Origin of the sequence: Shewanella olleyana, from assembly GCF_023283825.1 — a bacterium.
Taxonomy (GTDB): domain Bacteria; phylum Pseudomonadota; class Gammaproteobacteria; order Enterobacterales; family Shewanellaceae; genus Shewanella; species Shewanella olleyana.
In genome coordinates, this window is record NZ_JAKILD010000050.1 from 1 (window position 1) to 12,654 (window position 12,654).

The following is a 12,654-nucleotide window of genomic DNA, read 5'->3' on the forward strand; positions in this document are numbered from 1 at the left end:
CATCAAGTACATCCATGTACTCGAAAACTCAAAGAACAACAGCTTTCCGAATTTCGTTAATTGCGACAGCGATTAACAACCGAATTTGCTTGGTGACAATAGCATTGTGGTCCCACCTGATCCCATCCCGAACTCAGTAGTGAAACGCAATAGCGCCGATGATAGTGTGGGGTCTCCCCATGTGAAAGTAGGTCATTGCCAAGCGCCTAATTGACTCGAAAGAGTCGCTTTATTACGATAAAGCAAGTCTCCTAACCCTGACAAGTTAGCGACTTAAAAAGCATTTAGCATTTCGCGTAAGCATTTTGCTAAAGGAGCGGTAGTTCAGTTGGTTAGAATACCGGCCTGTCACGCCGGGGGTCGCGGGTTCGAGTCCCGTCCGCTCCGCCAACATTACGATAAGCCCTAACACTATGTGTTAGGGCTTTTTCGTGTCTGTAATATTTATGTATTTGTTGTGGTGTCGCGGACTTTTATAAAAATAGTCCGCCCCAGCTACGCGTTGGTAAGCTCACGGCTATCGTGTACTCACCCACAAACACAATGACGAAAGCCCAATCACTTATTGTTCAAGAAGATTGAAGTCTTCCTAGACGACCTAAATCTCTTTGGCACGGCAGTTTGACCTTAGCTTTACATTCTATGAACTAATTTCATGCACTGAAGCAGCTATCAACGATATAGTTATAATCTGTAAAACTCCTATTTGCTAAGCAATGCTGACCTTATCATTACAACACTTGCTCTATAGGGTCTAATGCAGGGAATAAAGTGGAAGTTTCAATATTCAAAGATTTCCAAACTAGTTACTGCCATTTTTTTATGGCCACCTTGAAGGTGAATTATGGAAAGTGCAAACTATCTTCGCAGTTGCTGCAGGTATTTTTAGAATTTTTTCATCGCATTTTGATTAAGAAAAGGTGATACCAGATCTTCGTACTTCTGTTGCGGAGCAAACCGCGTCAAATAGATAAGCGAATTCAAATTATTGCTACCATACCGTTTTTGGTCTTAAGCGTTTCGGTGCCCATAATCTAGTAGTTGTATTCTAAATCTTACTTCATCTTGGAACCATATAAACCCGTTCAAATGGAGCATCATTCGGAAGGACTCCAAACGCTTGATTTTTTTATTTTTAAAAGTTTTTTTGATTTTTTTATTGTTTAGGATGTTTGGAAAGGCTAGTTATCCTGCTAAACCCTAGTTTATCTAATAACCAATAGAAATGTGAGTAACTATAGGATACACCGTATTCATTAAATACAAACCTTTGAACATCCTCTGCAGTAAACATCCACCGCTTGTAGAAGTCGCAGCATAATCTATAAATTCACACATAGCTCTTTACTGCTATGGTGTTATTTGACTTATCTTCCCTAGGCTTGGGTACCGACCGGCCAAACCGTGGTTTAGGTATTTTGAGGCTCAATCATTAACACTCCGACGACTGACATTTAAACTCCTTGCAACCTTTGAGTGATTATTTATTTGTAGAAATGTCGCAATGGCAAGTAACTAAATTTTCTTAATAACATTCTCTCTTGCTTGTTTAAATAAGAACGTGGGTACCATAAAAATAAAATAATAAAACCACATCGGAATTAGATCCGACTTTAATCAAAATTGGCGTAAGTGAGACCTAATTTTTAAAATAATGATAGTTTGGTTATACGTCCATGTGAAAAAGGGCCTGCATCAAGTGCTCAATTACTCTTTTAGTAGAGCAGATAGCCGGTTGCTCACGTAACTGGCTTTTCGTGTCTAGAATTTAATGGGTGATTTTTAAGATTGAGCCCATATTGCTGTTCCCTAATGTCATTTATGTGGGAAACGACTTAATCGTCCTAAAATACTTTAGAAAGGCTGGCCATATATTCTATAGATTAAAGAGTCTTCTACCCCTCGACAACAGATTAATAAAGGTCTTAAATATAAGGTAAGCTTCTAAATTAAATATAAGTTAGCTTCTACAAGTAATAATTGAAAATCAACCTTTAATCGGTGACTTTCTACATACTATTACAAGGACAAGTAAATATGAAAGTGTCTCAATATGCTCAGGGCCAACCTTGCTGGGTAGAGCTGGCAAGTCACGACTGGTTTTCTGCTAAAGGTTTTTATCAAGCATTATTCCAATGGCACGCCGATGATATGCCCATGCCGGAAGGTCATTACACCATGCTACAAATTGATGGTGATGATATCGGCGCCATGTATCAAATGCCCAAAGAGATGGCATCGCAGCCAACTCACTGGGAGCTGTATTTTGCTGTTGATAATGTCGATGAAACAGTAAAGGTCATCAAACATGCTGGCGGTGAAATTATTGCAGGCCCGCACGAAGTGGGAGATTCAGGCAGAATGGCCGTGTGTCATGATCCTGAAGGAGCACGTTTTTCTATTTGGCAAGCCATTGAGCATGTAGGAATTAAACGTTCTTTTGAGCCCAATACCTTATGTTGGGTCGAGTACATGTGCCGCAACGCCTCGATTTCTAAAAATTTTTATTGCCAAGTCTTAGGCTTTGACACTGAAACGGTGGACATGTCGGAAGTGGGTGTTGCCGAGTATACCCAATGGATGGTGGCTCAGCAGGCTGTAGGCGGCATGATGGAAATGACTGAAGAATTTGGTGATACTCCTTCCCATTGGATGTTGTATTTTAGCGTTGATGATTGCGATGCGATGGCGGCTAAAGCTGATGAGCTTGGGGGCAAAATTTGTGTGCCACCGACTGATATACCTGATGTGGGACGTTTTGCGGTGATTGATGATCCTCAAGGTGGAACATTTTCAATCATTAAACTGAATGTTACTGATTGCTAAAAGAGAATATGCTTTAACCAAGGCTAAGGGTTTGTTAGCTTAAGTAAGCTTTGCTTATCACTTTTGTTTATCAAGAAGGCAAAGCTTCACCTCTAATCAACCAAGCTCAAGGAAGCAGTATGCAGCATACAAAACAACAAAAATTAGCTGATATTCAAAAGAAAATGACCATGGTGGCAGTGATCGATTTCCCTGGAACGCTATTAGTGGCTGCGGGTTTATACGGGATATTTGCAGGTTTTGGTATTGAAACTATGCCGATGTTAGATAACTCCAATGTCCATTTTGCTATGTTAGGTGTAGGCGGGGTGATTATGTTGTGGGGACTGACGAAAATGTTCCAACTTGCCAAGCTTAAGCAACAAGTTGAGAATGGTGAATCTTAGTGGAAAGCAGTAGCTAGTGATAGTAAGAATACCTGTAAAAAAGGCGCCTAGGGCGCCCTTTTTAGTATTTGCTTATTCGCTAATTGTTATCAGTTAACGTTATTGTTTAACTCTGGGACTTTGGCAGTTTCCTGCCATATATCAGCAAGTAGATAGCTGGAATGACAAACAATGACAGTAGCGGCGCAGTTACCATACCACCGACCATAGGCGCGGCAATTTTCTGCATCACTTCATTACCTGTACCACTGCCCCACATAATAGGTAGTAATCCAAAGAAAATAGTGGCGACAGTCATCGCTTTAGGGCGGATCCGCATCACTGCGCCATGAATTAATGCTTCGCGTAAGTCACTGCGTTGATTGTATTGTCCCTGAGCTTGCCTGTCTTTAATGCTGTTATTTAAATAGACCTGCATAACCACACCAAATTCAGCAGCAACACCCGCTAGCGCAATCATCCCAACCGATACCGCAACTGAGAAATTGAAGTCGAGTAAGTACAACAACCACGCACTCCCCACCAATGAAAAAGGTAGGCTCAGCATGATGACAGATGCTTGAGTAAAGGAGCTAAAGGTCATCATCAATAACATGAAGATCACTGCTAGCATCAATGGAATAACCAGCTCCATTTTAGCTTCAACTCGCTCCATATATTCATATTGCCCCGCAAAGGTGTAGCTGTAACGTGCGGGCAATTGGATTTGCTTATCAAGGGCTGCCCGAGCGCTATCAATATACTCGCCAATTGAGATGTTATCTAAATCGGCAAATACCCAGCTAATTAAGCGACCATTTTCACTGGCCAGCATAGGTGCACCGTCACTAATGGTAATGGTGGCTAAATTGCCAAGGGGTAAGTACTTCCCTGTTTTAGTTAGCACGGGTAAGTCTCTGAGCTTTTCGATGCTGTCGCGTAACTCTCGTGGATAACGAATATTAATCGGATAGCGTTCTTGACCTTGAATAGACTGACCTACTTGCATACCGCCAATAGCCATTTGCACCACATCCTGTATGTCTTTAAGGGTCATACCGTATCGCGCTGCACTTTTAAGGTTTGGCTCGATATCAATATAACGACCACCACTGGTACGCTGGGCAAAAGCCGATTGAGTACCAGGTAATTGACTGACTACAGCTTCAATTTCAGTGCCTATTCGTTGAAGTTCATCAATATTTGCACCGGAAATCTTAATCCCCACAGGTGTTCGCACGCCTGTCGAAAGCATATCAATGCGAGTTTTAATCGGCTGCACCCAAGCGTTAGTCATGCCCGGTACTTTGACGGTTTTTTGCAGTTCAGCAATGATCCCTTCTAGCGTCATGCCTTCGCGCCAGGTGTCACGAGGATTAAGCATGATGGTGGTTTCTAGCATGGTAAGCGGCGCAGGATCGGTCGCTGTCATAGCACGGCCAACTTTACCAAATACCCGTTTCACTTCAGGTACGGTTTTAATTAACCTATCGGTTTGCTGCAAAATCTCAGCCGCCTTACCAGCACTCACACTTGGCAGAGTGGTCGGCATGTAGAGTAGGTCACCTTCTTCAAGTTCCGGCATGAATTCACTGCCCATTTTAGTCATTGGGTATATCGCACTACCAAGGGCGAGAATGGCTAATAGAATGGTGAATTTAGGAAAACGCAGCACTAATCTAAGTATTGGTTCATATATAGCGATTAATAGCCTACTAAGTGGGTTTTTCTTTTCATCGGGGATTTTACCGCGAACAAAATAGCCCAATAAAACCGGAATTAAGGTGATGGCAAGTATCGCACTGGCCGCCATCGCAAAGGTTTTAGTGAAGGCGAGCGGGTGGAATAAACGACCTTCTTGCGCTTCCAATGCAAACACGGGCACAAAGCTTAAGGTAATAATCAGCAAACTGAAAAACAGCGCGGGGCCGACTTCAATCGAAGCCTTACGCACTAGCTCCCAATGGGCTTCACCTTTAGGTGTTTCGCCATTATGCTGCTGCCGATAATGCTCTAGGTGTTTATGGGTGTTTTCCACAATTACAATGGCTGCATCAACTACCGCGCCTATGGCGATTGCAATACCCCCTAAGCTCATAATATTGGCATTGACGCCAATTATGTTCATTGCAATAAAACTGATCAGAATAGAAATTGGCAATGAAATAATCGCCACTAAGGTTGAGCGTGCATGAAGCAAGAAGATAAGGCAGATAATACCCACTACCATCATCTCTTCTAGCACTTTATTTTTGAGGTTATCGACCGAGTTTAAGATCAGCTCAGAGCGATCGTAAGTGATCACCAACTCAACCCCATCAGGTAAGCCATTCTCAACTTCTTGCAGTTTTTGTTTGACGTTATTGATGGTGCTTAAGGCATTTTCGCCATAGCGCATCACAACGATTCCGCCCACTACTTCACCTTGACCGTCAAGCTCTGCAATACCTCGTCTGGCTGTTGGACCTGTTCTGAGTTGAGCGACATCTTTCATTAATACCGGAATACCTGATTCCGATACTATGCCTAGCGGGATCTCTCTAAAGTCAGCCAAGGTTTGGCGATAACCTGTGGAGGTAATCATGTATTCAGCTTCCGCCATTTCAATGACTGAGCCGCCGGTAGAGCTATTTGAATTATCGAGAGCGTTTTTAACCGTCATTAAATCAATCTGATACAAGGCCAGCTTGTGCGGATCGACAATGATTTGATAAGACTGCTCCATGCCACCAATAGTGGCGACTTCTGATACTCCAGACACACTTTGCAGCTCTAACTTTAAAAACCAGTCTTGTAGTGAACGGAGCTGGGCGAGGTCGTGTTGGCCTTTACGGTCAACTAACGCATATTGAAACACCCAACCAACCCCTGATGCATCTGGCCCCAATGTTGGAGTGACATTGTCAGGTAGCTGGCCTTGGGTTTGCGATAAGTACTCTAATACCCGCGAACGAGCCCAATAAATGTCGGTGCCATCTTCAAAAATAATATAGACGTAAGAGTCACCGAACATGGAAAAGCCACGCACGGTTTTCGCCCCAGGTACGGCGAGCATTGCGGTAGATAACGGGTAGGTTATCTGATCTTCGACTAATTGCGGCGCTTGACCAGGGTAAGATGTTTTTACAATAACCTGCACATCAGATAAGTCCGGCAAAGCGTCCAGTGGCGTCATTCGCATCGCTTGATAGCCAATTAACGCAATCACCGCAGTAAGCACTAACACCATTGCCCTTTGTCTAATGGAGGCGCTGATAATTTTTTCTAACATAGCTTCCTCCGATTAGTGATGTGCATGAGCATCAGGCTTGGGTTCGGCAGTTGAGCCAGAACCTGATCCAGAACCTGAGTCAGTATTGCTGCCGCTTAAACGCTGCAAGCTACCTTGAATACTGGCTTCTGAATCGAGCAAGAATTGCCCCGAGACAATGACCTTTTCTCCTTCAGCTAGTCCATCAATAATCTCGGCTTTACCTTGGGCTATCATGCCAACTTTAACCGCCACAGAGGTAAAGCTATTGTCGTAACGCTGCACAACGACTCGATTTTCTCGACCCGTTTGGATTAAGGCTTCAGTTGGGATCGATAATACTCCGCGCTTTGGGCCTCCGAACAATTTTACATCCACTAATGTGCCGGGTTTTAGTAGCTTACCTGGGTTATCGAGCTTGATACGCACACGCATAGCTTTCGACACAGGGTCGAGTTCAGGGTAGATGTAATCGATAGTCGATTCTAAATCGAAGATACCTTGAGCGGCTGAACTGACTTCAACAGGTCGACCTAACTCAAGCCAGCTTTGTTCGTTTTCAAACACATCTGCAATGACCCAGACACTTTTTAAATCGACGATTTCAAATAAGGTGGTACCAGGCTCTACAAACATGCCGTGACGCACAGATAGCTTACTGACAAACCCGTCTTGGTCTGCGTAATAAGGGACGCGGTAAATGGTTTCACCAGTTCGTTCAAGTTGCTTAATGGTGCTATTGCTGACGCCTAACAATTCAAGGCGCATACGCGCTTTACGCAGTAAACTCGCGCCGCGGTTTTTATCTTGCTTAAGGTAGTCCACAGCTTGCATGTAATCATCTTGGGCGGTGATCAGCTCAGGTGAGTAAAGCTCGTAGAGTAGTTGACCTTTCTTCACTTTTTGGCCAACATTGTGCACCATTAAAGTTTCAAGCCAGCCATCCACGCGGGTATGAGCGTGACCGATACGGTTTTCATTGTATTCGACGGTGCCTATGGTGCGCACTAGCTTCCAAAGCGTACCTTCAGTGACTTGCTCGCTGCGCATCCCCAGTGCTTGTTGCATTCCGCCTGAGACGCCCACGACTATTTCTTCGCCCGCTCCTGCGCCCATAGAGACTTTTTCAAGATCCATCCCACAAATTGGGCAAGTGCCTGCTTCATCTGAAATGACATGGGGATGCATTGGACAAACGTATTTTATATTGCCTTCATCATTCGCTTGTGTAGCGGTTAATAATGCAGGTTTAGGCTGACTAAGCACTTGTTCAGCTTTTGTTTGAGTCTCTGATTTATCGTCAGTATGTGCCACAGCATGGCTATGATCAGTATGACTATGACCAACATGTTCATCGGAAGTGGTTTCTTCCTCTTCTTCCTTAACTAAGAACATATTGCACTGTGAGCAACGACCAGGTTCATGGCTGGTTTCTTCAGGATGCATTGGGCAGAAATATGTGGCTTGGTCAGCTGATTTTACAGTATCAGCTTGAGCTTCTTCTTCCTCTTCTTTGACTAAGAACATATTGCACTGTGAGCAACGACCAGGTTCATGGCTGGTTTCTTCAGGGTGCATTGGGCAGACGTACTTGTCTTTATTAACTTGTACTGATGATCTTGTGTCAGTCGTTGAGTGAGCCTCATGGGCTTGCCCAAATTGCGGTGCTGTCATTAACATCAAACTTAAAGCACAAACAGCATAATTCCTGAATGCAGAAAATATGAATATACTCATAATGCCTATCTCCACTTTAATTCTTAGTGATGCTGATGATCTGTTGTTTGCTTAGCGATTGGCTGTAAGTCCATTCCACATTTTGGGCATGTGTCCCCAGCTTTACCTGTTATAGCAGGATTCATTGGGCATGCATGGGTGTGAGCAGACTCATGACTATGTGCTTTATTTGTCTTATTTGGGCAGTTATCACAGCATTTGCCTTTTGATTCAGCCTTGTTTGGGCAGTTGTCACAACATTTGCCTTTTGACTCTGCTTTATTTGGGCAGTTATCGCAGCATTTGCCTTTTGACTCAGCCTTGTTTGGGCAGTTATCACAGCATTTGCCTTTTGATTCAGCCTTATTTGGGCAGTTATCGCAGCACTTGCCTTTTGACTCTGTCTTGTTTGGGCAGTTGTCACACCACTTGCCTTTTGACTCAACCTTGTTTGGGCAGTTGTCACAACATTTGCCATGAGACTTTGTTTGCTCTAGAAACATGCCGCATTTAGGACAAGAATCGCCTTTTTTACCTGTGACATCTTTGTGCATAGGGCAGGCATGTTCTACATCTGTTTGAGTTAATGAACTCTGATGCATTTCATGGCCATGGTTATGCTCGTGTGCAGAAATCGCAGGAGACAATGTAAAAAACAGAAAGGTAGTTAATACCATACTAATAAAGGTTTTCATAACGTAACTCCATCGTAAAGATGGCCGACTCTAGTGCGCAATAACACAATAGAGAAACGGCACAATTATTTGCGTAAATATAAAGATTAAAATAGGGCTAAAACGAAGCGAATTAGGCTATTGGAGGTCTTAAATCTTGCAGCAAAGAGATAGAGTGGAAATGAGGCATTGGAGTAGCCATTGCAACGTCGGATATGTTGTTACCTGGCCAAGGTGAAAAGCTTAACAACGTACCTGTTACAGTTATCACTAGACAATGATTACAATCGAGCTCACAGCTGGTTTTACCTTCACAACAGTTTGCTGATTCAATAGCTAGCTGCTGTGCCTGTGCTGTATCGCAACAGTCACTATTAGTGGCTTCATTGGTTTTGTGGTGACTTTTTTCGACTTGCATACTTTTCATTGGAGCTTCATGGGCATTAGCATTACTTATCATCAAAGATCCATTAGTGAGCATCACCTGACTCAACAATGTGAGCAGTGTAAACACTATGAATGAATGACGAAGTTTATTAAGCATGAATGTTCCAATTAAAAAGCTGCACTGAGTTTAGCAATAGTTCTAACCTGATGTGTTGATAAAGTTCACGTTTTTACTTTGTATGATTTCTTTCACTAAAACAGTGAGCTATGCCACTCGCAATGGTAGATATGAATAGTACTTATGAACTAATTCAGTGAATAAAATGATATTAGCAAATAATTTCATTTTATTATTACATAATATTCTTAATCAGCCTCTCATTTTATTTTAGCTATCACTAAATTTGATTAGTTCAACTTCAGTGCATCAAACCATAATTCAATGGGTAAATTAACTATGCATTAATTATGTTGCTGTAAATATGTGAAACTGGGAATAACATAATTAGAGTTTTAACAATAAAGATGGCATTGCTAGCTCGTTAACATGTTACGAGTAAAATCGCTACGGATAGAATGTAACTTACAAACGCAGGTTGGTTAAGTTAGTGATAGTTGGCTACTTTATTTTTCTATGTCATTTTTATTAACTTTAACGACTTTGTTAAAGAATCTTTGCGAATATGCTCGGCTTGTATTAGGTTTAAGTAGGTTGGTTTGAGTCACTAATATTGTGGTTATTAGATCTAGCTCTCATTTTGAGCATGTTTTGGTAACTTATTAATCAAAACATGCCTTTGAATCGTTTTTTTAAGGCTAAAACAACTTAGAATACAATTACTATTTTTAGAATTTAAAAATTATATTTTAGAGTTTAAGAATTATAAATTAAAAAATTTTACTGGAGATGACCGATGAACTGGCGTGCACTTTTTAAACCAAGCGCAAAATATTCAATTATCGCACTGATTATAGTCGGTGTGGTTATGGGTGTAGTAGGCTACTTCGCTACACAACAAACCTTACATGCGACTAGTTCAGATGAGTTCTGTATGAGCTGTCACAGTAACCACTCATTGAAAGATGAAGTATTGGCGTCAGCACATGGCAATGGTAGCGCTGGTATTACTGTTCAATGTCAAGATTGTCACCTTCCACATGGTCCTGTTGACTACTTGGTCAAGAAAATTATTGTATCAAAAGATTTATACGGTTTCGTAACTATCGATGGTTTCAACACCCAAGCTTGGTTAGATGAAAACCGTAAAGAACAGGCTGACATAGCGCTTAAATACTTCCAAGCGAATGATTCTGCTAACTGTCAACACTGTCATACTCGTATCTATGAAAATCAACCAGAAGATATGAAGAAAATGGCTAAAAGAATGCATGAGCGCAATGCTAAGCAAGAAGGCGACAAGAGAAAGACTTGTGTAGATTGTCATAAAGGTGTTGCTCACCCTTACCCTAAAAAGTAAGTCGCTCACTCGCAATAGAGAGTGAATCGGGAGTGATGACCCGAAGATGTAAGAAAACCTCGCTCCGGCGAGGTTTTTTTATGGCTATGATTTGGTGTTGTGAATTCACAAGCAAAGCAAGTAAGCGATTATTATTTCAAACAGAAATGCTTGTGCAGATTGTCATAAAGGTGTTGCTCACCCTTTACCCTAAAAAGTAAGTTGCCCCTCGCGATAAAGAGTGAATCAGGAGTGATGGCCTGAAGAATATTGTGGCTTAATGAATCTGTACACCGATATGGGGTAAACTCCCTTTAAGATAAATTGGTGTAAAAATGATGAATACTCAACCTACTTACTCAACAGAATTTAAAATTGATGCGGCTAACCTTGTGATAAAGCAAGGCTACTCTGTACGTGAAGCATGCGAAGCTACTGGTGTTGGCCCAACAGCCATTAGGCGTTGGGTAAAGCAATTATCAGAAGAATTTGAAGGCATCACGCCAACAGCGAGTGCGATGACAGCTGAGCAGAGAAAAATCCAAGAGCTAGAAGCCAGGATTAAGAAGATTGAGTGGGAGAAAGACACCCTAAAAAAGGCTACCGCTCTCTTAATGCAAGACAACATCAAACGATAGCGTTAATAGCGTCATTATCAAGAGAGCAAAGCATTGTTAAGCAGCTATGTCAGTTGTTTGAAGTGCCACGAAGTAGCTATCACTATCACCTAAAACATCGCGTGGTTGTTAATCCAGAGTATCAGCGATTATGCCAGCAAGCAGTGGAGATACATCGCGATAGTCGAGGCGCTGCGGGTGCAAGAACCATTGCTGGACAATTAAATCAGCAAGGCGAGAATATCGGTCGCTATAAAGCGGCGAGTTTGATGAAGCATGCGGGTCTTGTGAGTACTCAGCTCAGAAAACATCGATATAAAATAGCGAAAAGTGAGTCAAAAATTGCGCCTAACCTACTTAAAAGGCAGTTTAATGTAAAAGCTAAAAACCAGGTTTGGTGTGGCGATGTCACCTATATTTGGTCAGGAACAAAATGGCTGTATTTAGCGGTAGTGATGGATTTGTATGCCAGAAAGATAGTGGGCTGGGCATGTTCTGATAGCCCGAATACAGATTTGACGTGCGCCGCTTTAAGAATGGCTTTTGAAAGTCGTGGGCGGCCTAAAGGTCTGTTATTTCATTCCGACCAAGGTTGTCACTACAGTAGTCTCCAATATCGACAAATGCTGTGGAAATATCAAATCAATCAGAGCATGAGTCGTCGAGGGAATGGCTGGGATAATGCCGTAATGGAGCGTTTTTTTAGAAGTTATAAAACAGAATGGATGCCAAAAAACGGGTATCAACACTTTGATGAAGCAAAGCGTGATGTACTGAACTATATATTGAAACATTACAATACAAAACGTGGACATAGCTACAATAATTATATGACCCCAACGGCAGCTGAAATGGCAGCTGAAATGGCAGCATGATAATAACTCCCCTAGCTGTGTACAGATTTACTTGACCACATCAGATAGCTGCTGGAGGCTTGCTTGCGTCTTAGTGAAAGTATTTAAGCGTGAAATTTTAAGTCCTATTGGAAATTAATCGATAGTGCGTGCTTATTAGTAAGAATATGGTCGAGTAATTTAAGGTGGTATTTGCAGAATTAAGATTGTTTGAAAGCAGTTAAGCGGCTTAAATAACGGGATATGTGAGTAAATCTGGGGATAACTTATGTGTATCTTGTTGCTAAATAGATTTGTTTAATAAAACTTAAATTAATTGAAAAAAGCCCTTGCGGTGTTTCAGGATTTGCCTATAATGCGCATCCACTGACACGGCAGAGCGCAATAGCGAAACACAGAGTCAGGTTGATTTGAGAGGGTTTTAACCACTTCAAATTAACGGCAAAAAGAAGTTTGAAAAAACACTTGACGCCAACGAGGGAAAGCGTAGAATACGCATCCCTGACCA

9 protein-coding genes, 1 tRNA gene and 1 rRNA gene are annotated in these 12,654 nt (G+C 42.0%); 6 read left to right on the forward strand and 5 right to left on the reverse strand.

Annotated elements, in window-relative coordinates; translation table 11 throughout:
- The first annotated feature begins 88 nt into the window (after window positions 1–88).
- Window positions 89–204: ribosomal RNA gene (gene rrf / locus L2735_RS19500) — 5S ribosomal RNA — on the forward strand.
- A 109-nt stretch (window positions 205–313) separates the two neighbouring features.
- Window positions 314–390: transfer RNA gene (locus L2735_RS19505), tRNA-Asp, on the forward strand.
- A 766-nt stretch (window positions 391–1,156) separates the two neighbouring features.
- Here the strand turns inward: L2735_RS19505 and L2735_RS20230 are convergent.
- Window positions 1,157–1,294, reverse strand: coding sequence for a winged helix-turn-helix domain-containing protein (locus L2735_RS20230; RefSeq protein ID WP_428848340.1), 138 nt, complete (start codon window positions 1,292–1,294; stop codon window positions 1,157–1,159).
- Window positions 1,295–2,037: 743 nt separating this feature from the next.
- Here L2735_RS20230 and L2735_RS19510 point away from each other — a divergent pair.
- Window positions 2,038–2,826: a VOC family protein gene (locus L2735_RS19510; RefSeq protein ID WP_248986256.1), complete on the forward strand. Its 789-nt coding sequence runs from the start codon at window positions 2,038–2,040 to the stop codon at window positions 2,824–2,826.
- A 119-nt stretch (window positions 2,827–2,945) separates the two neighbouring features.
- On the forward strand, window positions 2,946–3,212 hold the full coding sequence (locus L2735_RS19515; RefSeq protein ID WP_248986257.1) for a CorA family divalent cation transporter: 267 nt from the start codon (window positions 2,946–2,948) through the stop codon (window positions 3,210–3,212).
- 106 nt (window positions 3,213–3,318) lie between these two features.
- Here L2735_RS19515 and L2735_RS19520 read toward each other — a convergent pair whose 3' ends face one another.
- The 4 genes from L2735_RS19520 to L2735_RS19535 all read right to left on the reverse strand — a co-directional run bounded on the left by L2735_RS19520 (window position 3,319) and on the right by L2735_RS19535 (window position 9,375).
- Window positions 3,319–6,462 carry an efflux RND transporter permease subunit gene (locus tag L2735_RS19520; protein WP_248986258.1) on the reverse strand — a complete coding sequence of 1,048 codons (3,144 nt, stop codon included), beginning with the start codon at window positions 6,460–6,462 and terminating at the stop codon, window positions 3,319–3,321.
- Between the two features lie 12 nt (window positions 6,463–6,474).
- Window positions 6,475–8,178, reverse strand: a complete 1,704-nt coding sequence (locus L2735_RS19525; RefSeq protein ID WP_248986259.1) for an efflux RND transporter periplasmic adaptor subunit — start codon at window positions 8,176–8,178, stop codon at window positions 6,475–6,477.
- Window positions 8,179–8,201: 23 nt separating this feature from the next.
- The gene (locus L2735_RS19530; RefSeq protein ID WP_248986260.1) at window positions 8,202–8,852 is read right to left on the reverse strand and encodes a heavy metal-binding domain-containing protein; all 651 of its coding nucleotides are present in this window, start codon (window positions 8,850–8,852) and stop codon (window positions 8,202–8,204) included.
- 112 nt (window positions 8,853–8,964) lie between these two features.
- Window positions 8,965–9,375 (reverse strand): hypothetical protein, encoded by a 411-nt coding sequence (locus L2735_RS19535; protein WP_248986261.1) that lies wholly within the window; start codon window positions 9,373–9,375, stop codon window positions 8,965–8,967.
- A 757-nt stretch (window positions 9,376–10,132) separates the two neighbouring features.
- Between L2735_RS19535 and L2735_RS19540 the strand changes: the two genes are divergently transcribed.
- The gene (locus L2735_RS19540; protein WP_248986262.1) at window positions 10,133–10,696 is read left to right on the forward strand and encodes a NapC/NirT family cytochrome c; all 564 of its coding nucleotides are present in this window, start codon (window positions 10,133–10,135) and stop codon (window positions 10,694–10,696) included.
- A gap of 314 nt (window positions 10,697–11,010) precedes the next feature.
- Window positions 11,011–12,167 (forward strand): IS3 family transposase gene (locus L2735_RS19545; RefSeq protein ID WP_248986263.1). Its coding sequence is split into 2 segments (ribosomal slippage): window positions 11,011–11,266 and window positions 11,266–12,167, totalling 1,158 coding nucleotides; the frame shifts between segments, so codons are not numbered across the junction.
- Window positions 12,168–12,654 lie beyond the last annotated feature (487 nt).